The sequence below is a fragment of the Hymenobacter arcticus genome (assembly GCF_054779975.1).
This window is the reverse complement of record NZ_BAAGXF010000019.1, coordinates 1-21,957: the sequence shown is the minus strand read 5'-3', so window position 1 is coordinate 21,957 and position 21,957 is coordinate 1. Positions and strand designations below refer to the sequence as shown.

Here is a 21,957-nt window from a genome sequence, read left to right as displayed (position 1 = left end):
AGCCCTAGTATCTATATGTCCCGCATTGGCAAACTACCGATTGCACTGCCCGCCGGCGTGCAGGTATCGGTCGACAACGAGAACACCGTAACGGTGAAAGGCCCGAAAGGTACCTTGACCCAAGCCGTAGACCGCGATATCGCGGTAGCTATGGAAGACGGTAACGTAGTGGTGACCCGCCCTACGGAGCAGAAGCGCCACAAAGCCATGCATGGCCTGTACCGCTCGCTCATCAACAACATGATTACCGGCGTTAACACCGGCTACGAGCACAAGCTTGAGTTGGTAGGCGTAGGCTACAAGGCTACCCTGTCGGGCAAGTCGCTGGAACTGTCACTTGGCTACTCGCACAACGTGTACCTGGCTATGCCTCCTGAAGTATCGGCTACCGCCGTTACCGAAAAAGGTAAAAACCCCATCGTAACCTTGACCAGCATCGATAAGCAGCTTATCGGTCAAGTAGCCGCCAAAATCCGCTCGTTGCGGAAAGTAGAGCCATACAAAGGCAAAGGTGTGCGCTTTGTGGGTGAGATTGTTCGTCGTAAAGCCGGCAAGACTGCCGCTAAAAAGTAATCTAGTATCATGGCTTTCGATAAAGCAACTCGCCGGAAGCGCATTCAGCGCATCATCCGCACGAAAGTGTCCGGTACGTCGGAGCGCCCGCGCCTGTCGGTGTTCCGCTCCAACACGGGCATCTACGCCCAGATTATTGACGACTCGGCTGGCCGCACGCTGGCTGCCGCTTCGTCGAAAAAGGTAACCGCCGAAGGTGGTAACGGAGTGGCCCTAGCCGCTGCCGTTGGCCGCGAAATCGCCGCTAAAGCGCAAGAAGCTGGTATCACGAAAGTGGTATTCGACCGCTCGGGCTACCTCTATCACGGCCGTATTAAATCACTAGCTGAAGGAGCCCGCGAAGGCGGCCTCAATTTCTAAGCATCATGGCAGAGTATAACAACAACAACCGTGGTGGCGCTCCTGGTGGAAACGACCGCGGTGGCAACAACCGGGGTGGCAACGACCGTCGCGGCAACGACCGCGGTGGCCGCGGCAACGACAACTCGGTGCAGGGTGAGTCGGACCTCAAAGAGAAAGTAGTAGCCATCAACCGTGTAGCCAAAGTGGTGAAAGGTGGTCGTCGCTTCAGCTTCTCGGCTATTGTAGTGGTAGGTGACGGTAAAGGCAACGTGGGCTACGGCTTGGGTAAAGCCAACGAAGTAACCGATGCTATCGCCAAGGGTATTGACGACGCTAAGAAAAATGTGGTGAAGGTGCCGCTGTACAAGCACACCGTTCCCCACATAATGGAAGGCCGTTATGGTGGAGGTTTCGTGTTGGTGCAGCCCGCTGCAGCTGGTACGGGTGTAATCGCCGGCGGCGCTATGCGCGCCGTGTTCGAATCAGCTGGCATTAAAGATGTGTTAGCAAAGTCGAAGGGTTCTTCTAACCCCCACAACGTAGTAAAGGCTACCTTTGCTGCCTTGGCTAAAATGCGTGACCCGTTGCAAATTGCACAGGCTCGCGGTATTTCTCTCGCCCGCGTTTTTAACGGTTAATTTGACCATGCCACAGATTCAAGTAAAGCTCGTGCGCAGCGCCATTGACCGCCCCGAGCGTCAGAAGCGCACCGTGCAGGCCCTCGGCCTGAATAAAATGAACAGCACTGCCACCCACGAAGCTAATCCCAGCATTCTGGGCATGGTAGCCTCGGTGAAGCATTTGCTGGAAGTAACCGAACTGTAAGCGTTTATCCCAGTCATGAATCTTTCCAATCTAAAACCCGCCGCAGGCTCGACGCGCAATAACAAACGCCTTGGTCGTGGTGAGGGCTCAGGTGGCGGTGGTACCGCAACCCGCGGTCACAAAGGTGCTAAGTCACGCTCGGGCTACTCGCGCAAGTCGGGTTTCGAAGGTGGCCAAATGCCCCTCCAGCGTCGCGTTCCGAAGTTCGGTTTCACGAACATCAATCGCGTCGAGTTTAAAGGTATCAACTTGGATGTGCTCCAAGGTCTGCTTGAGAAAGGCACGGTTACCGCAATGGACCAGGCTTACTTCGTAGAAGCTGGCTTGGTATCGAAAAATGCTAAAATCAAAATCCTGGGCCGTGGTGAACTCACTACCGCGCTGGAAGTACACGCTCACGCTTTCTCGAAATCGGCCGTTGAGGCTATCGAAAAGGCTGGTGGCAAAGTTGTTACGCTGTAACTACTAAACACGAGCAATGAATAAGTTTATCAACACGATAAAGAATATTTTTGCGATTGAGGATTTGCGTACGCGAATCCTCAATACGCTTTTTTTCATTGCTATCTACCGGCTGGGCTGCTATGTTGTGCTGCCTGGTGTTGACCCTACCCGCCTTAAAGCGGGTACCGGCGGCGTTTTCGGTATTTTAGATACCCTGTTGGGTGGAGCATTTAGCCATGCATCTATTTTTGCATTGGGTATTATGCCGTACATCTCGGCTTCTATTGTATTGCAACTACTGACTATTGCAGTTCCTTACTTTCAGAAGCTTCAGAAAGAGGGCGAATCAGGTCGTAAGAAAATCAATCAGTACACGCGCTTACTGACCATCCCCATTGTGATGGCTCAATCGGTGGGCTTCTTAGCAACTATAAATGCTGAAGCTATTGTATCTCCCGGCACATTCTTTACCATCTCTACTATGCTCATCATTACGGCTGGAACGCTGTTTTGCATGTGGCTGGGCGAGAAAATCACTGACAAGGGTATTGGCAACGGCATTTCCATGATTATCATGATTGGAATCGTCTCCCGCTTACCCGGTGCGCTTATTGGCGAGGCAGCTGCTAAAGGCATTAATAAATCATTGATTTTCCTGCTGGAACTAGTGGTATTGTTTCTGGTTGTTATGGCGGTTATTGTGCTGACCCAAGCTGTGCGTCGTATTCCGGTGCAGTATGCGAAGCAGGTTGGCGGTACAACCCAGCTCGATGCACAAAGGCAGTTTATTCCCCTCAAGGTGAATGCCGCTGGGGTTATGCCTATCATCTTCGCACAGTCTCTGATGTTTGTTCCAAGCATTGCTGCTTCTGCATGGGATAAGAATAGTGACTTGGCCGCTACGATAGCCTCCTATTTTTCGCCTGAACATTGGGTGTATAACACAGTATTTGCGCTGCTTATCATCATTTTCACTTACTTCTACACTGCTATTAGCGTTAACCCCAATCAAATTGCGGATGACCTTAAACGCAGTGGGGGCTTTGTGCCTGGTGTTAAACCTGGCCGTGATACTTCGGAATTTATCGATGAGATATTGACCCGTATCACTTTGCCTGGCGCTGTGGCTCTTGCCCTGATTGCCGTTTTCCCAACAATGGCCCTGTTGTTAGGTGTAACTCGCCCATTATCACTATTTTATGGGGGAACATCGCTTATCATCATGGTAGGCGTGGTACTTGATACACTAAACCAGATTGAAAGCTACCTGCTCATGCGTCATTACGACGGTATGATGAAATCTAATAAGTTGCGGAGCCGCACTACCGAACCGGTAGCGCTAGCCTCGTAAGTAGCTAGGTATGGCAACTGGAACTGTTCAGTTTAAAACTGAAGAAGAAATAGATTTGATGCGCGCCGCAGGTCAATTGCTTGCGCGAGCGCATGGCGAAGTAGCTGCAATGGTACGCGAAGGAGTTACTACGCGTCAATTGGATCGGCGGGCTGAGGAATTTATTCGTGACCACGGTGCTACTCCATCTTTCAAAGGCTACAATAACTTTCCTTATAGTTTGTGTTTAAGCCCCAACTCAGTTGTGGTGCACGGATTTGCTACTGATGAACCGCTGAAAAGCGGCGATATCCTATCAGTAGATGCAGGAGTTTTTCTTAACGGTTATCATGCCGATAGCGCTTATACTTACCCAATTGGGGACGTATCGTCTGAAGTTCGACAATTGCTAAAGGAAACGGAAGCGTCGTTGTACAAAGGAATTGAACAGGCTATTAGCGGTAATCGAGTTGGTGATATCAGTTTTGCTATTCAGAATCATGTAGCTACTAAAGGCTACGGTGTGGTTCGAGAGTTAGTAGGCCACGGTGTAGGAGCAAAATTGCATGAGAAACCAGAGGTGCCCAATTATGGCAAACGGGGCTCAGGGCCGATGCTTCAAACTGGTATGACGCTTGCCATTGAGCCGATGGTGACGCTAGGGAAGAAAGAAGTTGTGCAAGAGAAAGACGGCTGGACTATCCGCACGCGCGATAAAAAGCCAGCTGCGCACTTTGAGCACACAGTTGTTGTTAGAAAAGACAAGGCAGAAATTCTGACCTCGTTTGAATACATAGAAAAAGCATTGCAGTAGCCCTTATGGCAAAACAAGCCTCCATCGAGCAGGACGGTACCATCCTAGAAGCCCTGTCCAACGCCATGTTCCGCGTGGAATTGGAAAACGGGCATCAGTTGATTGCCCACATCTCGGGTAAGATGCGGATGCACTATATTAAGATTCTGCCCGGCGATAAGGTGAAACTGGAGATGTCGCCCTACGACTTGTCAAAGGGACGCATCAAATATCGTTACAAGTAATTTTTTCGTTCTTTTCAAGGTCATGAAAGTAAAAACCTCGGTGAAGAAACGTAGCGTTGATTGCAAAATCATCCGTCGCAACGGCAAGCTCTACGTTATCAACAAGAAGAACCCCCGCTTCAAACAGCGTCAGGGCTAAATCAATTTTCAGAGACCCGGAGCCTTGGGTACTGGCTTAGTGAGATTTTGTCGCTGAGTCGCCTTCCAAGCAGTTGCCGGGCTTTCTGGTCCGCAAACATCATACAACCATTATGGCTCGTATCGCAGGGGTAGACATCCCGGACAACAAGCGCGGCGAAATCGCCCTGACTTACATTTTCGGCATTGGCCGGAGCAACTCGGTTAAAATCCTCGCTAAAGCTGGCATCGAGGCCAACAAAAAAGTGAAAGATTGGACTGAGGCTGAAGCTGGTGAGGTGCGCAGCATCATTGCCGCTGAGCACAAGACCGAAGGTGCATTGCGTTCGGAAATCCAGCTCAACATCAAGCGTTTGATGGACATTGGCTGCTACCGTGGCCTGCGTCATCGCAAAGGCCTGCCGGTGCGCGGTCAGCACACCAAAAACAACTCGCGTACCCGTAAGGGCAAGCGCAAGACTGTGGCTGGCAAGAAGAAAGCAACGAAATAATCAATAACGGCAATCGGGTTTTTATTTAACAGTTATCAGTTAATATTTAATAAGAAGTTCGAATAGAACGATGTTGAATATTAACTGATAACTGTTAAATAAAACCCAACACCTGCCGTATTTCAGCGATAACCAAATGGCACAAAAAAGAAAAGACAAAGCCAAGAAGCGGCTTGTCGTGGTGGAGCAGGTGGGCCAGGTCCACATTCGCGCCTCCTTTAACAATATCATTATCTCGGTAACCAACTCCAATGGCCAGGTTATTTCCTGGGCTTCGGCGGGTAAAATGGGTTTCCGCGGTTCTAAGAAAAACACTCCTTACGCGGCCCAGATGGCAGCTACGGATTGCGGCAAAGTAGCCCACGACCTGGGCATGCGCAAAGCCGAAATTTTTGTAAAGGGTCCGGGTGCTGGCCGTGAGTCGGCTATCCGCGCACTCGGTAACGTGGGCATTGAAGTGACGACCATTCGCGACGTGACGCCGCTGCCGCACAACGGCTGCCGCCCTCCTAAGCGTCGCCGCGTTTGATTTTTCACTTCTGTTAGTACTATCCCATGGCACGTTATACTGGCCCTACCGCCAAAATTGCCCGTCGCTTTTCGGAGCCGATTTTCGGTCCAAGCAAGGCACTCAATAAAAAGAACTATCCTCCGGGCCAGCACGGCCGTGGCCGCCGCAAGAAGCAGTCGGAATATTCCGTGCAGCTGATGGAGAAGCAGAAAGTAAAGTACATGTACGGTGTGCTTGAAAAGCAGTTTGAGAACCTATTCCACAAAGCCGCAGTATTGCCCGGTATCACCGGTGACAACCTGCTCGGCTTGCTGGAGTCGCGCCTCGACAACGTAGTGTACCGTTTGGGTATCGCCAGCACGCGCCGCGCGGCGCGCCAGCTGGTCTCGCACAAGCACATTACGGTGAACGGTGAGGTAGTAAACATCCCTTCGTACAAGCTGCGCGCCGGCGACCAAGTTGGTGTGCGTGAAAAGTCGAAGTCGCTTGAGGCTATCACTACTAACCTGACGGTGCGCAACTCGCGTCAGTTTTCGTGGTTGGAGTGGGATGGTAAAGAGATGGTGGGTGTTTTCACCAACATGCCGTCGCGTGAGCTTATCCCGGAGAAAATCACGGAGCAGCTCATTGTCGAACTGTATTCGAAGTAATAGCAGATTGGCACTTGGTGCGGCCCGGACATTGTTCGGGCCGCATTTGTGCTAAGCCAATATCGCTGAGGATAGCTTGTGAAAGAGCGCCCGAGCGGCACAAAACACAGCCTTCAGTGGTTCTGTTTGGCTACCAAGTACTAAGCAAGCTTCGAGCTTGCTTTTCCCGTTACATAATTAACTGCCCCACATATGTCAATCTTAGCTTTTCAGATGCCGGAGAAAGTAGTGATGGAGAAATCCGACGACTTTACCGGAACGTTTGAATTCAAGCCTCTGGAGAAGGGCTACGGCGTTACGATTGGGAACGCGCTGCGGCGCATTCTGCTTTCGTCGCTGGAGGGCTTCGCCATTACGTCGGTGCGCACGACTTCGGTGCTGCACGAATTTTCGACGATTGAAGGGGTGATTGAGGACATGTCCGAAATCATTCTGAACCTCAAGCAGGTGCGCTTCAAGAAAATCAGTGACGCCATTGAGGACAAGATTACGGTGCGTATCAGCGGGCAGGACACGTTCTCGGCTGGCGACATCGGCAAGTTTGCCGTGGGCTTTCAGATTTTGAACCCCAAGATGGTTATCTGCAATCTCGACCCTTCCAAGGAGCTTGAGTTTGAATTGACCATTGCGCGTGGTCGCGGCTACGTGCCAGCCGACGAGAACAAGCCGACCGACCAGGTTTTTGGTCAAATCGCGATTGATGCTATCTACACGCCTATTAAGAACGTGAAGTACAGCATCGAGAACACACGCGTAGAACAGAAGACTGACTATGAGCGCTTGCTCATCGAGATTCAAACTGACGGTTCGATTCATCCGGAAGAGGCGCTGAAAGGTGCTGCTAACATCCTGATTCAGCACTTCATGCTGTTTTCGGATAGCACAATACAGCTGAGCGGTAACCGCCCGGCCGTAGCTGAGCCGATTGATGAGGAAACGCTGGCTATGCGCAAGGTGCTGAAAACCTCGCTTGGTGAGATGGACCTTTCGGTGCGGGCTTATAACTGCCTGAAGGCGGCTGACATCAAAACGCTGGGCGAGTTAGTACAACTCGACATGGCGGATATGATGAAGTTTCGCAACTTTGGTAAGAAGAGCCTCACGGAGTTGGAAAACCTCGTGGAAGAGAAAGGTCTGCACTTCGGTATGGACCTCGGTAAGTACCGTTTAGATGAAGACTAGAAACGTTTGTGTTACTGGCTGCTGAATTTCTCGTGCGAGAAAATTAGCGGCCAGTAATTTTTTATAAATACCCTTTCAATAACCCGCTGCGCCCCAGGGATTAGGGTTCTAATGAGGTTCTCGCGACCCGCCGTGGTCCTGGTCCGCAAGCGTAGCATTTAACCAATTTGTCCGATGAGACACGGTAAGAAAATCAACCACTTGGGCCGTACTACCGCCCACCGTCACGCGATGCTGTCGAACATGGCTACGTCGCTGATTATGCACAAGCGTGTGACCACTACGGTTGCCAAGGCTAAAGCCCTGCGCAAGTACATCGAGCCTCTGCTGACCAAGGCTAAAGACGACACGACGCACTCGCGCCGGACGGTATTCGCCACGCTGCAAAGCAAGGAGAGCTTGAAGGAATTGTACGGAGAGATTGCCGGCCGTATTGCCAACCGCCCCGGTGGCTACACCCGCATTCTGAAGCTGAGCGCTACCCGTGCTGGTGACAATGCCGATATGTGCATTATCGAACTGGTCGACTTCAACGAGACGATGCTTGAAGCTAAGAACGCTACGGAAGCTAAGTCGACCACTACGCGCCGCTCCCGCCGTCGTGGTGGTAAGTCAGAAGGTGCTGACAACGAGGCTGGTACGTCGGCTGCTGAAGTTACTTCGGACGCTCCGGCTGCTACCACTACGCAGTCGGCCCCAGCCGACACGGCTACGGACACGCTGACTAACGGCGAAACCCGTGAGGAAGCTACTAAGGCTGAATAGTTTAGCTTAATATAGAAAAGGGGGGTGCGCCGTAAGGTGCATCCCCCTTTTTTGTGTGTAGTAGTGGGCCTTAAAACATATTTAGAAGGTTTGCTCCTGCCAAGGCAACTGTGGAGTTCGTAAACAGTATGTAGGACAGGGCTGCTGGCTACGCTAAATTTTGGCTGGTTGCGGGCCAATGAGTACCAGTCGGTGGGCTGACTGGGTTTTAGATTGATTACCAGTATGGAAGAGCAACGACGATTGGCAGAAGCCAATAACAAAACAGTTGATTGGCGAAAATTTGGGCCTTATCTTACTGAACGGCAATGGGGTACGGTACGGGAAGATTACAGCCCCGATGGCAATGCCTGGGACTTTATCACGCACGATATGGCGCGCTCTTACGCCTACCGGTGGGGCGAGGAGGGGCTGGCGGGCTTGAGCGATGACCAGCAGCAGCTGTGCTTTTCGGTGGGCTTGTGGAATGGGGTCGACTCGCAGTTGAAGGAGCGGTTGTTTGGCCTTACCAATGGGCAAGGTAACCATGGAGAGGATGTGAAGGAGCAGTACTATTACCTGGATAGTACGCCCACGCACTCGTATATGAAAATGCTGTATAAATATCCGCAGCAGGCTTTTCCGTACGAGGACTTGGTGGCGCAAAATGCCGCGCGCACGCGGCTGGAGCCGGAATATGAGCTGCTGGACACCGGTATTTTTGACGAGAGCCGATACTTCGACGTATTCATTGAGTATGCCAAGGCGGGGCCCGATGATATGCTGGTGCGCATTACGGCCCACAACCGGGGGCCGGAAGCAGCAATGCTGCATGTGCTGCCGCAACTGTGGTTTCGCAATACCTGGGCCTGGGGCTACGACGACCGACGGCCGGAGTTGACTGCCCCGCGGTCGAATGTGGTACGGGCTCAACACGCGACGTTGGGTGAGTATCAGTTGTACTGCGACCAGGAAGCAGAGCTGTTATTCTGTGATAATGAGACGAATACGAAGCTTGCGGCTGAGCTGCCGAAGGAGGGGGTTTACTTCAAGGATGGCATTAATGATTACCTGGTAGCGGGCCAGCCAGGAGCCGTGAACCCGGCCCAGCGAGGAACTAAAGCGGCGGTGCACTACGCGCTGACTATTGCGCCAGGCGAGGCGCAGGTGGTGCGCGTGCGCCTGAGTGAGCCCGCGCATGAAGCACCATTTGCGGATTTTGACCAAATATTCAGTGCCCGGCAGGAGGAGGCCGACGTGTTTTATGACTGCGTGCAGGAAAGCGTGATGGAGCCCGATGCGCGGGCCGTGCAGCGCCAGGCTTTTGCCGGCATGCTGTGGAGCAAGCAGTACTACTACTACGACGTGAGCCAGTGGCTGGACGGCGACCCCAACTGGCCGGCCCCGACCGGCCCGCGCCAGGAGGGCCGCAACTCGACCTGGCGACACCTGCACAATGCGGACATTATCTCGATGCCCGACAAGTGGGAGTACCCGTGGTACGCGGCCTGGGACCTAGCTTTTCACTGCCTGCCGCTGGCCATGCTGGATGCCAGCTTTGCTAAGCAGCAACTGCGGCTGCTGTGCCAGGATGGCTACCTGCACCCCAATGGGCAGATGCCCGCCTACGAATGGAAGTTTGAGGACGTGAACGCGCCGGTGCACGCCTGGGCCACGTGGCGCGTGTACCAAATGGACCGCAAACTCAACGGCGGCAATGGGGACAATGCCTTTCTGGAAGCCGTTTTTCAGAAACTCGTGATGACGTTTACTTGGTGGGTGAACCGTAAGGACCGCGACGAGCGCAACATTTTCGAGGGCGGTTTCCTGGGGATGGACAACATTGGGGTGTTTGACCGCTCGGCGCCGCTGCCCACGGGTGGCAAGATAGAGCAGAGCGACGGCACTAGCTGGATGGCCATGTTTGCCCTCAACCTGATGCGCATGGCGCTGGAGCTGGCCAAAACCAACCCGGTGTACCAGGAAATGGCCAGCAAGTTTTTCGAGCACTTCCTCTACATCGCCCACGCCATGACGCTGGGCGGTGGCGGCAAATTCAACCTTTGGGACGAGCAGGACCAGTTTTACTACGACGTGCTGCACATGCCCGACGACTCGCGCACGCGCCTGCGCATTCGCTCAATGGTGGGATTGATTCCGCTGTTTGCCGTAGAAGTACTTGAGGATGAATTACTTGACGCTGTACCCGAGTTTACGGCGCGCGCGCAGTGGCTGGTGCAGCACCGGCCGCACCTGGCCGAGCTGATTTCGCGCTGGCAGGAGCCGGGCAAAGGGGCCCGCCACTTGCTGAGTTTGATGCGCCGCAGCCGCTTGCGCAGTGTACTCACCCGCATGCTCGACGAGACGGAGTTTCTGTCCGACTACGGCATTCGGTCGCTGTCGCGCTACCACTTGGAGCATCCCTATGAATACCATACTGAGGAAGACTCGTTTGAAGTAGCGTATCTGGCGGGTGAATCGGACTCCGATATGTTTGGGGGTAACTCCAATTGGCGCGGACCCATTTGGTTTCCGGTTAACTACCTGATAATTGAGTCGTTGCAGCGTTTTCATACGTATTACGGCGATTCTTTTACGGTGGAGTATCCAACCGGCTCGGGTAAGCTGCACAACCTGAGTGAGGTAGCCGACGCGCTATCCGAGCGCATGGCGCGGCTGCTACTGCGCAATGCCGAGGGGCAGCGGCCGGCCTTTGGCAAGGCCGGGCTGCTGCAAACCGACCCGCACTTCCGCGATTATCTGCTGTTTCACGAGTACTTCGACGGCGACACCGGCAATGGGCTAGGGGCCAGCCACCAAACTGGCTGGACCGGCCTGGTGGTGCGGCTGTTGCAGCAGCGCGGCAAAGCGGAGGCTTAACATCACTAGTGCAACCTAGCGCCCATCTATCTTGTCTGTTAGCCAGGATTACCCGCCCAGGTATTCCCGACCTTTGCGCCTTATCCCAAGCTGAGTTTGCCTATGGAAGCCGTTGCGTACATCGACATCAATGCCCCGCTGGTAGAGCGGTGCCGCGTCAACGACCGCCAGGCGCAAGCTGAGTTGTACCGGCGCTACTCAAAGGCCATGCTTAACGCAGCCCTGCGCATCACCGGCGACCACGCCGAGGCGGAGGACGTGTTGCAGGAGTCTTTTCTGAGTGCGTTTCGCGAGCTTAGCGGGTATAAGGGTGACTCGTCGTTTGGGGCCTGGCTCAAGCGCATTGTGGTGAATAAAAGCATCAACTGCTTGCGGCAAAGGCGTTTGCAGCTGGTGCCGCTCGAAGATTTTCACCAGGATGCAGCCCCGGCCGAAGTAGTGTCGCACCACGCCCACGAAGATGCCGAGGAGCAGCAGTACCGGGCCGACGTGCTGCGGCGCTGCATCCAGGAGCTGCCCGACGGCTACCGGGTGGTGCTGTCGCTGTACTTGCTCGAAGGCTACGACCACCTGGAAATAGCTGGTATTCTGGGTATTACCGAATCTACCTCGAAATCACAGTACAGCCGGGCGCGCACGCGCCTGCGCGAACTGGCCATGCAACGTGGCCTGAGCTGAGTAAGTAGTTGGCCTACAAGTAGTTCTTCTCTTTCCCACCCTCGCTACCAGCTTTGTGTGCTGGGCACTCGTATTAGCCCCTCGCTCAATGCGCTATTCCGCCTCCCCGCGGACCTCTATTTATTATGAAACCTATCCATCGTCATTCACTAGAAGAATACGCGGAGCGGCACCGGGCCGACTTCGACCTGCACGAGCCCCGGCCCGAGCTGTGGGCTGCCCTCGAAAAGCAGCTGCACGGCGATAGCCCAGCCGAAGCGGAGGTGCCCCGCATGAGCATTGCGCCCGCTACGCCGCTTGCGGCATTTACCCCCGAACAACCACTAACCGCCCTGCCAAGTACAGCCCAGCGCGCGCCCAAAGTCGCGCGCTGGCAGCCCTATGGCATCGCCGCTGCACTGGCGGCGCTGGTTATTGCCGCTGGCGTGGGCGAAGCCTGGAAAGCTAAGCATAGCCCTGCCGTGGCCACTACCCAAAGCGCTATCACTACTACTGCTACCGCTGATGCGGCTTTATACCTGGGTACCGACGCTACCGTGCTGGCCGCCAGCCAGGGTGGTGCCAATGTGGATGCCCGCCTCGACACGGCAGTGCATGGCATGGAGCGCTACTACATTGCGCAGCTAACTGACCGTAAAACGCAGCTCGGCCAGCTGGCCCCGGCGGCCACGGCCGAATGGGCCCGCGAATTGGTAGGCCTCGATTCGAGTTACCAGCAGCTCAAGCGCGAGCTGCCCCGCCACCCGCAGCCCGAGGTAGTGCTCACGGCGATGAACCGCAACCTGCAAATCAGGCTCGACATCTTGGACCGGCAGCTGGAGCTGCATGGCAACGACCAAACGGCCCTGGCTGGCAATGGCGGGCTAAATGGCGAATACGTGCTGGCCGATAGCCGCGGCATCGCCGATAATATTATCCGCCGGAATGGTCGCTAGCCGCTCTCTGGTGCTGGTGGGGATGTTGGGCCTCTGGGGGTGGTGCCAAACTGCGCTCGGGCAGGCTTTGCCCGAGCACCTGCCGGGGCAGGTAACCTACTACGTAGCCCCGGTGAACGGTAGTAGCCAGGATGGCCCCACCGCCCAAGCGCAACCCAGCCAGGAGCAAACTACCCCGCCCATTGAGCGGCGGCGGCGCATCAGCCGCAGTTTTCGGGTGGCGAAGACCGGGCAGGCTTTTGCCCTTGATACCCGCTACGGCCACGTGCGCATAAGCACTTGGAACAAGCCCGAAATGAAGGTGGAAGCTGAGCTGATTGCCCGCGCCGAAACCGCCATTGGGGCCGAGCAGCTGCTCGGTGGCCTAGGCGTGCAGTGGCTCGACTACGATGCCCGCACGGGCGGCGTGGCCGTGAGCTCGCAGTTTGGGCCCGCGCTCAAAGGCAAGTGCAGCGGGGCGGGCTGCCGCTACGAAATCAACTACACCGTGTGGCTACCCAGCACCACGGCCCTGCGCGTTACTACTTCTTTTGCCGATGTGGTAGTGGCCAATGATTGGCAGGGCCCGGCCCAGCTTACCGTGAACTACGGCACGCTGCGCACTGGCCGCCTCAACGGCGCGGGCAACGTGGTGCACATCGCCAACGGCGATGCCACTCTGCCCTACGCCAAGCAGGCCACTTTCGAGGCCGACTACGCCCGCCTGCGCCTCGAGGCGGGTGAGCTGATTGAGCTGCGCACCAATTACTCGGACGTGGATATGGGCACCGTGCACGACCTGACGGTGAACAGCAAGTACGGCGGCGTGGCTCTGGGCTCGGTGCACACCCTGCGGGGCTCGTCGGGCTACTCGCACTTCAGCGTTGATAAGCTGAGCGATGGCCTGGATATGGCCGTGCGCTACTGCCCCGATTTTGAGGTGCGCGATATGGGGCCCAACTTCCGCCAGATAACCTTGGACGGCGGCTACAGCACCATCCGGCTGGGCTTTGCCGAAGCCACGCCCAGCTTTCGCTTCGATGTGAGTACCGAGCAGGGCCAGCTGCTGGTTGATAAAAAGCAGGTGCGCGTTATCTCGGAAGGCGGCAAGGCCGATGGCATCGCCGACGTGATGGGTATTTACGGCAGCCGGGTGCCGGCGCGGGGCGCGGGCAACGTCAATATCAAGGTGCGCTACGGCACGGTGCGGTTTAGTAAATAGCCTGCTACCCATAAGCTTGACGAAACGCCCGGCTGCCATTCAGGCGGCTGGGCGTTTCTTTGTGTAGTGCTAAAATCTATTCTTCTGCTGGGTCTGGGGCTGCTAGCCAGCCCCGCTTTCGCCCAAACTCACCCCGCTATGGTGCCTTCGTCGCCGCTTACTGCCTACGCCCTGCGCCTGAAGCCCGGCGACGACCTGCGCCAGCAGCTCACGGCCTTCGTGGCTGCGCACCACCTCGAAGCCGGGGCCATGCTTACCTGCGTGGGTAGCCTCACCGAAGTGAGCCTGCGCCTGGCCAACCAGGAAAACGCCACGCACTATTACGGGCACTTCGAGATTGTGTCGCTGGTGGGTACGCTCTCGGCCGCGGGCGGGGGGCATCTGCACCTGGCAGTGGCCGACAGCACCGGCCGCACCCTGGGCGGGCATCTGCTGGATGGCTGCCGGGTGTACACCACTGCCGAAATTGTACTGGGCGCGCTGCCCGACCTGCAATTTGTGCGCGAAACTGACCCCACCTTCGGTTACAAGGAGCTAGTAGTGAAGCCCGCGTCGGCCGCGCCCGCCAAAAAGCGCTAGCTTCGCCGGGCGCGGCTGGTACTGTCTGGCCAGCGTGGTTACTATGTCTTCTTTCCCCATCCCGGCAGCCGACTCGCCGGCGGCCGCTGCCTTTCGCCGCCAGGTGCTGAGCCCGGCCAAGTTGCGGCTTTTTATGCTGCGCAAATTGCCCATGGCCTGGCTGGCCGGCCTGCGCCTGCGGGCGCTCACGCCCGAGGCGGCCACCGTTACGCTGCGGTATAAATACTTAATCCAGAATCCTTTCCGTAGTATTTACTTTGCTTGCCTGGCCATGGCGGCCGAGCTGGCATCGGGTATTCAGGCCATGACGCAGGTGCAAAGCGGCGGGCCCGTGTCGATGCTGGTGGTAGGCCTCACGGCCGAATTCAGCAAGAAAGCCGTGGGTACTATCGCCTTCACCTGCCCCGACGGCGCGGCCATTGCCCAGGCCGTGGCCGAGAGCCGCGCCACCGGCGAGGGCCGCACCGTGGTATGCACCAGCACAGGCCTGGACGAAGCCGGCGACGTAGTGGCGGTGTTCCACATCACCTGGTCTTTCCGGGCCAAAGCAAAGTAGCGCGAAGCTTCCGCTTCGTGGTTACTGCCGGCTTTCGGCCAGGTTTTCCTTGGTGAGCACGTCCACCATGCCGTCTTCGCTCACTACTACTACCAAGCAGGGGTAGGGCGAGCTTTCGACGTAGCGCACGGCCGAGTTGTAGCGTGCGCCCCGGGTGCTGGTGCCGTGGCCGCTGGCCTTGCCATCGAGAATAACGCCAATGGAGTAGCAATACCCCTCTGGGTCAAGCAGTACCGCACCGTCGATGCTGGTGATGAGCTGGGTGATGAGCGGCGTGAGCGGCACCGGCTCGATGAGCGTGCATTGCAGCTTGAGGCGGTCGGCCTCGGCCAGGGCCTCGGTGGTGATGACTAGTAGTGTGCCCTTGGGCTGCTTGCTGGCTTCGAGCACCACGTCCCAGAGGTGGGCCACCTTGTCGGCCTTATGCACGTCGAAGGTGCGCTTCAGGTCGCGCTTGAAGCGGGTGCGATTGAGGCGCGGGCGCGGCAGCGTGGGCAGGCCGTAGCGGGCGCGCAGCAGTACCTGCCCGGCGTGGGCCAGCTCCCAGGCGTAATGCGTCACGAAGTGAATGTCGAACAGGTCCTCGCGGCTGGCGTCATAGTGGCCCACCTGCCGGCCCAGGGCATACACTTTTTCGGCATCGGCCAGCAGGTGCACGTCGTGGCTGGTCATTTCGAGCAGCTTGCGCACGGCGCGGAAATCGCTGAGTTCGGTGGGGCAGGTGAGGGCAAATACCTCTTCTATGTTGGGGTGGCCGCGCTGCACCAGCAGCAGCCGCCCGATGCCCTCGGCACCTTCGTAGCGCAGGCTGGAAATAGTGTTAAACGTAAAGAACAGCTGCGCCACGCTGGGGTCGGCCCCCAGGGCGTGGGCCGGCGTATCGAGCAGGCTTTTGCCGGCGGCGCGCAGTAGCTCGTCCGTTTCGCGGGGCCGGAAGAGGAAGCCCGCGCCCGGCTCGGGCTCATTCAGCGATTTGATGCACTCCTCGTTGAAGCGATACACGGCCCCCACCAGCAGCGAGTTGGCCAGCGGCTTGCCATCGGTGTAGAAGCGGTCGGGCTTCAACGACGGGTATGTGCGCAACGGCTTGCGCTGCACCCGCAGCAGGGTAAAGAGCAGGAAGCCCCCAATGCGCACCGGCCAGCCTGCAAAGTGTTGATAGTGAGCGCTTTCATCTAGCTCATCGAGCGTGCGCTGCACCAGCGCGCGGATGCTGCGGTTTTCGTAGCGTTGGCGCAGTTGAACGGGGCTCACGTCGGAGTCGGGCAGTAGGGCGGCGGGGCGCACGCCCACGGCGGGGCAAGCCAGGCCCCGGGCCACCACGTCGGCAAACAGGCCGGCCGCCAAGCTGCTTTCGGCGGGCTCCTGGCACACGAGCAGTTCGCTGGCGGGGTCGAGGGGCAGGGCCAGCAGCTGCACGTAGGGGTGCAGGTCGTCGTCGAGCGCATCGAACAGCGCCTGGGCAATATGCTGCGCCCCTTCGAGGTAGCGGCGCTGGTGGTTCCAGATAAAATTGGGCGCGCCAGCAGCAGCCAGCGTAGGGACGGGGGTAGGGGAGAGCGTGAGCAGCATGGCAGAAAGACGCAGAAGCAGAGGCCACGCACGCCGCTATGCCATGCGCGAAGCTCTACAGTTGAAAGATAACCGGCAAGGTCATCTTTTGCTTTATCGGTTTGCCCTGATACGTGGCCGGCTCCCACTTGGGCGCAGTTTTGATGAGGCGCAGCGCCTCCTCATCCAGCCCCGAGCCGTGCTTCTGAATCACGCGCGCATCGGTGAGCGAGCCGTCGGGCTGCACGGTAAACTCCACGGGTACCTTGGCCTGGATGCGGCGCTTGCGGGCCAGGTCGGGGTACTTCTGGTTGGCGGCAATCCAGGTGAAGAACGCGGCATTGCCCCCCACCGGCTGGGCCGATTTTTCGGGGCGAATGATGGCGGCGCCGTTGGGGGCCGTGCCTACTACTGAGGTGGTGCCGGGGGGGGCGGCCACGGCGCCGGGCGGCAGGGGCGCGGCGGGCTGGCCGCTGCCGGGGGCCGGCACCTCCACCGTTTCGCCCGAGCCGGGGGCCAGCACAAAGCTCACGGGCACGGTTACGCGCTGGCGCACCAGCTGGCCGCGCTGGCGTGCGGGCGTCCACTTGGGCCCCGCCTTGATAACGCGGATGGCCTCGGCATCGAGCAGCGGGGCCACGGGCTGCTTCACCTCCACTTCGCCCACGCTGCCGCTTTTTTCTACCACGAAGCTGACCTGCACCGTGCCTTCCTGGTTGGCGCGCAGGGCGGCGGTGGGGTATTTCTGGTGGCTTTGCAGGTAGTCGGCGTAGGCGGCGGGGCCACCCTTGGGCACGGCGGGCTGCTCCACGGCGTCGTACACCTGCTTGGGGTCGTTGCTGGGGTACTTGAGCTTGGCGGGTTTCTGGGCCAGCGCGGGGGTAGTGGCGGCCACGGCCAGCAGCAGGGTAAGGGAGCGCGGATTAAACATGGATTAAAAAGGAAGAGTCGGCCTAACAATCGGCGGGGCTACGGGGTAATGGGGCGAAGTGCGCCGGGCACTGGCCCCTTGCCATCAGGCAAAGAACGCGCCGCCCGGCGCGGTTGGCCCGTTCTTTGGTCGAAAATAACGGCCCGCTCGTTTTTCTCTATATGTACGTTCGCAAAAATCTTCGCCCCAGCTTCGTTTGGAAAGAATACGGGTGGCGGCCCCTGCTCATCTTCGCCGTCTACGATGCCTTCATTTGCCTGCTCTACGGGCCGCTCGATATTCACTGGCTCGATATTCCGTGGCAGCCGGTGGCCATGCTGGGTACGGCGGTGGCCTTCTACATCGGCTTTAAGAGCAACGGCTCCTACGCCCGCTTCTGGGAGGGCCGGCAGCTGTGGGGCACCATTGTGAATACTTCGCGCATCTGGTCGCTCCAGGTGTTTGACTTTGTGCAGCCCGTAACGGGCGAGCTTTTGCCCACTCCGGTGGCTACCCACGAGCTGCACCGCCGCCTGCTGTACCGGCAGCTGGCTTGGTGCAACGCCCTGCGCCTGCACCTGCGCCGCCAAACGGCTGAGCTGTGGGAAACCGACGTGGTGCCCTTCCTCACTGACCCCGACGACCGCGCCCTCAGCACCAAGGCCAACCCGCCCACTCACCTGCTGCGCCACCAAAGCAAGGAAGTGCTGGACCTGCACCAGAACGGCATGCTCACCGAGTACCGCCACGTGGCGCTTATGGATACCATTCAGGACCTCTTCAACGCCCAGGGGGCCTGCGAGCGCATCAAAAACACGCCCTTTCCGCGCCAGTACGCCTACTTCAGCTACGTATTCGTGTGGATTTTTGCGGCGGTGCTGCCCCTGGGCTTGGTCGAGGAATTTGACCACCGCGTGGCGCTGGGGCCGTTTCACGTCTGGCTCATGGTGCCCTTTGCGGCCACGGTAAGCTGGGTGTTCAACACCATCGAGCTGGTGGGCCACAACAGCGAAAACCCCTTCGACAACCAGGCCAACGACGTGCCGATGCTGGCTATTTGCCGCAGTATCGAGATTGACCTGCGCGAGCTGCTGGGCGAAACCGACTTGCCCAAGCCCCTGCAACCCGAGGAAGATATACTGTATTAGCCGCGGCGTAAAATAAAACGAGTCCCGAAGCGTCAGTCAGCGTTGCGGCGGTGGCCCCGAAGGGGCCGCCCCGCCCTGGCCGTACCTTTGCGGCTCGTTATTTTATTCTTAGGTGATGTATAGATACCCCCGGCCCATTTCCGCGTTTGGCCGCTTCGTGCTGTTGATGCAGATGATGGTTACCCGGCCCGAGCGCCGCCAGGTGCTGTGGCAGCGCACCCTCGACGAAGCCGTAGAAATTGGGACTGATTCCGTTTTTATCGTGGGCTTGGTTTCGACCTTCATCGGGGCCGTTACCTGCGTGCAGATTGCCTACAACATGGTCAACCCCCTGGTGCCGATGAGCACGGTGGGCTTCATGGTGCGCGAAATGACTATTCTGGAGCTTGCGCCCACCATCATTTCCATTGTGCTGGCGGGTAAAGTGGGCTCGGCCATTGCGGGCGGGCTGGGCACCATGCGCATTACCGAGCAGATTTCGGCCATCGACGCCATGGGCATCAACTCGGCCTCGTACCTGGTGCTACCCCGCATTCTGGCGTCCATTTTCGTGTTTCCGCTGCTCGTTATTCTGGCCATGAACCTGAGCATTCTGGGTGGCTACGTAGCCACCCAGCTGGCGGGCGTGATGCCAGGGGCCGACTACATCGAGGGCATTCGCTACGCATTTAAGCCCTATACAGTGGTGTTTTCGCTCATTAAGTCGGTGGTATTCGCCTTTTTGGTGTCGGCCATTTCTTCCTACAAAGGCTACACCCTGAAGGGCGGCGCCCTGGAAGTGGGCCGGGCCAGCACGGCCGCCGTTACCAACTCCATTATCTCTATCTTACTGGCAGACTACACGTTGGCTACTATTCTGCTCTGAGAGGCAGCCGCTGGCCCGGCAGTTAGCAGCAGCGTACGTATCAGGTGCCAGCAACGGCTGTTTACTGATAATTGCTCCTTGCTCACTGTTACTTAAAAAGATGCCCCTGCCCCGCGTGTCGCGCCGCGACCTGTCGTATTTCTTTTTCAGCCAGCACTTCTCCGATGGGCTGCGCATTACCCTGGCCATTTTGCTGCCCGCCTTGCTGGGGGCGCAGTGGGGGCAGCTGGCCGAGGGCATTACCATCTCCACGGGGGCCGTGTGCCTGAGCGTGACCGACACCCCCGGCCCACTGAGCCACCGGCGCAATGGCTTGCTGGCGGCCCTGGCCCTGGTTTTTTTGGGCGCGCTGCTTACGGGCGCGGTGGCCCCGTACCGGCTGGGCCTGGGTGTAGTGGTGGTAGGGCTGAGCTTTTTGCTCACCATGTTGCTGGTGTGGGGCGCGCGGGCGGGGGCCGTGGGGTCGGCCACGCTGCTGGGCATGGTGCTCACGCTGGCGCACCCGCCGGTGGGCTGGTTGGCGGTGGGGCTGCACGCGGGGCTGCTGGCGCTGGGTGGCCTCTGGTACCTGCTGCTGGCGCTGGCCCAGGGCCGGGTGCAGCCCTACCGGGCCGCGCAGCAGGCCCTGGGCGAGTGCCTGCACGCCGTAGCGGGCTTCCTGCACCTGAAGGCGGCGTTTTATAACCCCACTACCAGCCTCGACGACGACTACCGCCGCCTCGTGGCCCAGCAAGTGGTGGTGAGCGACCGCCAGGAGGCCGTGCGCGACCTCATTTTTCGTACCCGCCAAATCGTGACCGAAAGCACCAGCGCCGGCCGCCGGCTGGTGCTCACTTTCACCGAAACGGTGGACCTTTACGAGCACATCACGGCGGGTTACTACGACTACGCAGCACTGCGCGCGGCCTTCGGCGATACGGGTATTTTGCCTGAGATACAGGCTTTTATCGGCCGGCTTGGTACTGACCTTGACTACCTGGGCAGCGCCATTCTGGTAAACCACGCCTATGGCAGCGCGCCCCCCGACCGCCTGCCCGAGCTCACCCGCCTGCAAGCGCGCATCAACGCCTTGCCCGCGCCCGACCCCAGTGCGGGCGTGAGTACGCTGGTGCTGAAGAAGATACTGGTAAATCTGCGCGACTTGCACCAGCGCGTAACCAGCATTCGGCGATACTTTGATGAGGCCCAGGCGGCGGCTACTGCCCCCGACCCCGGCCGCGTGGCCAGCCACACGCAGTTTGTGGCCCGCCAAGAGCTGGAGTGGAGTGCCTTTGCCCAAAACCTGACGCTTAGCTCGTCGGTGTTTCGGCACGCCGTGCGCATGGCCGTGGCTTGCGCCGTGGCCTACGGCGTGGCCGAGCTGCTGTGGCACGGCCAGCACAACTACTGGATACTCATGACTGTCACGTTCATGCTCAAGCCCGGCTTTAGCCTCACGCGCGAGCGTAATATTCAGCGTATTAGCGGTACACTGGTGGGTGGGTTGCTGGGCGTGCTGGTGCTGTGGGCGGTGCCCAGCGGCGATGTGCGCTTCGTGTTTCTGCTGGTATTTATGGTGGTGGCCTACTCGTTTCAGCGCACCAAATACTTAGTTACGGTGGTGTTTCTCACGGCGTATTTGCTCATCATGTTCAGCTTTTTGGGGCTGAGCTACCTGGGCGTGATTGAGGAGCGCCTCACCGATACGGCGCTGGGCTGCGCCATTGCCCTGGCCACGGCCTACGTGCTGTTTCCGCGCTGGGAAGGCGACCAGCTGCCCAACCTGTTGGCGGCCACGCTGCGGGCCAATCTGGCCTACCTGCGCCAGCTGGCCGACCGCCTGGCGGGCCGCGAAGTAGCGCCTACTACCTACCGCCTGCTGCGCAAAGACGTGTACGTGGCCTCGGCCAACCTGGCGGCGGCCTTTCAGCGCATGCTTTCGGAGCCGCGCCGCACCCGCCGCCACCCCACCGAGGTGCACGAGTTTGTGGTGCTCAACCATATTCTGTCGGCCAATATCTCGGCCCTCACCACCACCTGGCAGGACGAAACCACGCCCAACCCCGCCATGCCGCCCGACGGCCGCCGCCTGCTCACCAGTGCCCAGGCCGCCCTCAGCAAGAGCCTTTCGTTGCTGGCCGCTGCCCCGCCTACCCTGTCCCCGGCCGACCCCACGGTTCCTACCGTACCTCTCCTAACCGAGGTGCGGGCCGATGCCCAGGCCGAAGCGGCGGCACCCGACCGCACCCTGGCCGAGCAACTGGCCTTTTTGCAGAAGGTGAGCGCCGACCTCAGCCGGGTAACGGAAGCGCTGACTGCGTAAAGCGGTGCCTTAGAGGGTGTTAGGAATTGGGGCTAACCCAAAAGAAAACGAGCCAGTAAGCAGCGAGCGGAGTTCCTAGGCTCC

General features: G+C 58.3%; 25 protein-coding genes. 23 read left to right on the top strand and 2 right to left on the bottom strand.

All coding sequences use genetic code 11. The annotated features are described in order from the left end of the window. The first annotated feature begins 15 nt into the window (after positions 1–15). The 20 genes from rplF to ACYVGC_RS22040 all read left to right on the top strand — a co-directional run bounded on the left by rplF (position 16) and on the right by ACYVGC_RS22040 (position 15,097). Positions 16–573, top strand: coding sequence for a 50S ribosomal protein L6 (gene rplF, locus ACYVGC_RS22135; RefSeq protein WP_460586042.1), 558 nt, complete (start codon positions 16–18; stop codon positions 571–573). A 9-nt stretch (positions 574–582) separates the two neighbouring features. Continuing rightward, positions 583–933, top strand: a complete 351-nt coding sequence (gene rplR, locus ACYVGC_RS22130; RefSeq protein WP_283562697.1) for a 50S ribosomal protein L18 — start codon at positions 583–585, stop codon at positions 931–933. 5 nt (positions 934–938) lie between these two features. Continuing rightward, on the top strand, positions 939–1,553 hold the full coding sequence (rpsE, locus tag ACYVGC_RS22125) for a 30S ribosomal protein S5 (protein ID WP_460586041.1): 615 nt from the start codon (positions 939–941) through the stop codon (positions 1,551–1,553). A gap of 7 nt (positions 1,554–1,560) precedes the next feature. Beyond that, positions 1,561–1,740 (top strand): 50S ribosomal protein L30, encoded by a 180-nt coding sequence (gene rpmD, locus ACYVGC_RS22120; RefSeq protein ID WP_151086028.1) that lies wholly within the window; start codon positions 1,561–1,563, stop codon positions 1,738–1,740. A 15-nt stretch (positions 1,741–1,755) separates the two neighbouring features. Next, positions 1,756–2,202, top strand: a complete 447-nt coding sequence (gene rplO / locus ACYVGC_RS22115; RefSeq protein ID WP_382311673.1) for a 50S ribosomal protein L15 — start codon at positions 1,756–1,758, stop codon at positions 2,200–2,202. A 16-nt stretch (positions 2,203–2,218) separates the two neighbouring features. Beyond that, a complete protein-coding gene (gene secY, locus ACYVGC_RS22110) occupies positions 2,219–3,535 on the top strand; it encodes a preprotein translocase subunit SecY (protein WP_460586040.1) in 1,317 nt (438 codons plus the stop codon). A gap of 10 nt (positions 3,536–3,545) precedes the next feature. Beyond that, on the top strand, positions 3,546–4,328 hold the full coding sequence (gene map / locus ACYVGC_RS22105) for a type I methionyl aminopeptidase (protein ID WP_460586039.1): 783 nt from the start codon (positions 3,546–3,548) through the stop codon (positions 4,326–4,328). 5 nt (positions 4,329–4,333) lie between these two features. Continuing rightward, a complete protein-coding gene (infA, locus tag ACYVGC_RS22100; RefSeq protein WP_035567874.1) occupies positions 4,334–4,552 on the top strand; it encodes a translation initiation factor IF-1 in 219 nt (72 codons plus the stop codon). Between the two features lie 22 nt (positions 4,553–4,574). Next, positions 4,575–4,691, top strand: a complete 117-nt coding sequence (gene rpmJ, locus ACYVGC_RS22095; protein WP_068340511.1) for a 50S ribosomal protein L36 — start codon at positions 4,575–4,577, stop codon at positions 4,689–4,691. Positions 4,692–4,803: 112 nt separating this feature from the next. Beyond that, positions 4,804–5,181, top strand: a complete 378-nt coding sequence (gene rpsM, locus ACYVGC_RS22090) for a 30S ribosomal protein S13 (RefSeq protein WP_283562691.1) — start codon at positions 4,804–4,806, stop codon at positions 5,179–5,181. Between the two features lie 136 nt (positions 5,182–5,317). After that, positions 5,318–5,710, top strand: a complete 393-nt coding sequence (gene rpsK / locus ACYVGC_RS22085; protein ID WP_068340513.1) for a 30S ribosomal protein S11 — start codon at positions 5,318–5,320, stop codon at positions 5,708–5,710. A gap of 26 nt (positions 5,711–5,736) precedes the next feature. Next, complete coding sequence (rpsD, locus tag ACYVGC_RS22080) at positions 5,737–6,342, top strand: 30S ribosomal protein S4 (protein ID WP_460586038.1); 606 nt, start codon at positions 5,737–5,739, stop codon at positions 6,340–6,342. Between the two features lie 192 nt (positions 6,343–6,534). Continuing rightward, on the top strand, positions 6,535–7,524 hold the full coding sequence (locus ACYVGC_RS22075) for a DNA-directed RNA polymerase subunit alpha (protein WP_460586037.1): 990 nt from the start codon (positions 6,535–6,537) through the stop codon (positions 7,522–7,524). A 174-nt stretch (positions 7,525–7,698) separates the two neighbouring features. Continuing rightward, entirely contained in the window at positions 7,699–8,289 is a 591-nt protein-coding gene (rplQ, locus tag ACYVGC_RS22070) for a bL17 family ribosomal protein (protein WP_460586036.1), read from the top strand. A 225-nt stretch (positions 8,290–8,514) separates the two neighbouring features. Then, a complete protein-coding gene (locus ACYVGC_RS22065; RefSeq protein ID WP_460586035.1) occupies positions 8,515–11,148 on the top strand; it encodes a glucosidase family protein in 2,634 nt (877 codons plus the stop codon). A gap of 102 nt (positions 11,149–11,250) precedes the next feature. Next, positions 11,251–11,826 (top strand): RNA polymerase sigma factor, encoded by a 576-nt coding sequence (locus tag ACYVGC_RS22060; protein WP_460586034.1) that lies wholly within the window; start codon positions 11,251–11,253, stop codon positions 11,824–11,826. 125 nt (positions 11,827–11,951) lie between these two features. Next, positions 11,952–12,761 carry a hypothetical protein gene (locus ACYVGC_RS22055; RefSeq protein ID WP_460586033.1) on the top strand — a complete coding sequence of 270 codons (810 nt, stop codon included), beginning with the start codon at positions 11,952–11,954 and terminating at the stop codon, positions 12,759–12,761. Beyond that, positions 12,751–13,962: a hypothetical protein gene (locus ACYVGC_RS22050; protein ID WP_460586032.1), complete on the top strand. Its 1,212-nt coding sequence runs from the start codon at positions 12,751–12,753 to the stop codon at positions 13,960–13,962. The genes ACYVGC_RS22055 and ACYVGC_RS22050 overlap by 11 nt, the downstream gene beginning before the upstream one ends. 66 nt (positions 13,963–14,028) lie before the next feature. Continuing rightward, on the top strand, positions 14,029–14,541 hold the full coding sequence (locus ACYVGC_RS22045) for a PPC domain-containing DNA-binding protein (RefSeq protein WP_460586031.1): 513 nt from the start codon (positions 14,029–14,031) through the stop codon (positions 14,539–14,541). 43 nt (positions 14,542–14,584) lie between these two features. Further along, on the top strand, positions 14,585–15,097 hold the full coding sequence (locus ACYVGC_RS22040) for a hotdog family protein (RefSeq protein ID WP_460586030.1): 513 nt from the start codon (positions 14,585–14,587) through the stop codon (positions 15,095–15,097). A 21-nt stretch (positions 15,098–15,118) separates the two neighbouring features. Here ACYVGC_RS22040 and ACYVGC_RS22035 read toward each other — a convergent pair whose 3' ends face one another. Next, entirely contained in the window at positions 15,119–16,669 is a 1,551-nt protein-coding gene (locus tag ACYVGC_RS22035; RefSeq protein ID WP_460586029.1) for a diadenylate cyclase, read from the bottom strand. Positions 16,670–16,724: 55 nt separating this feature from the next. Beyond that, positions 16,725–17,579 carry an energy transducer TonB gene (locus tag ACYVGC_RS22030; protein WP_460586028.1) on the bottom strand — a complete coding sequence of 285 codons (855 nt, stop codon included), beginning with the start codon at positions 17,577–17,579 and terminating at the stop codon, positions 16,725–16,727. A 161-nt stretch (positions 17,580–17,740) separates the two neighbouring features. On the opposite strand from ACYVGC_RS22030, the gene ACYVGC_RS22025 reads away from it, so the two are divergent. The 3 genes from ACYVGC_RS22025 to ACYVGC_RS22015 all read left to right on the top strand — a co-directional run bounded on the left by ACYVGC_RS22025 (position 17,741) and on the right by ACYVGC_RS22015 (position 21,873). Next, a complete protein-coding gene (locus ACYVGC_RS22025; RefSeq protein ID WP_460586027.1) occupies positions 17,741–18,706 on the top strand; it encodes a bestrophin family protein in 966 nt (321 codons plus the stop codon). A gap of 115 nt (positions 18,707–18,821) precedes the next feature. Then, on the top strand, positions 18,822–19,571 hold the full coding sequence (locus tag ACYVGC_RS22020) for an MlaE family ABC transporter permease (protein WP_460586026.1): 750 nt from the start codon (positions 18,822–18,824) through the stop codon (positions 19,569–19,571). Between the two features lie 100 nt (positions 19,572–19,671). Beyond that, positions 19,672–21,873: an FUSC family membrane protein gene (locus ACYVGC_RS22015; protein ID WP_460586025.1), complete on the top strand. Its 2,202-nt coding sequence runs from the start codon at positions 19,672–19,674 to the stop codon at positions 21,871–21,873. Positions 21,874–21,957 lie beyond the last annotated feature (84 nt).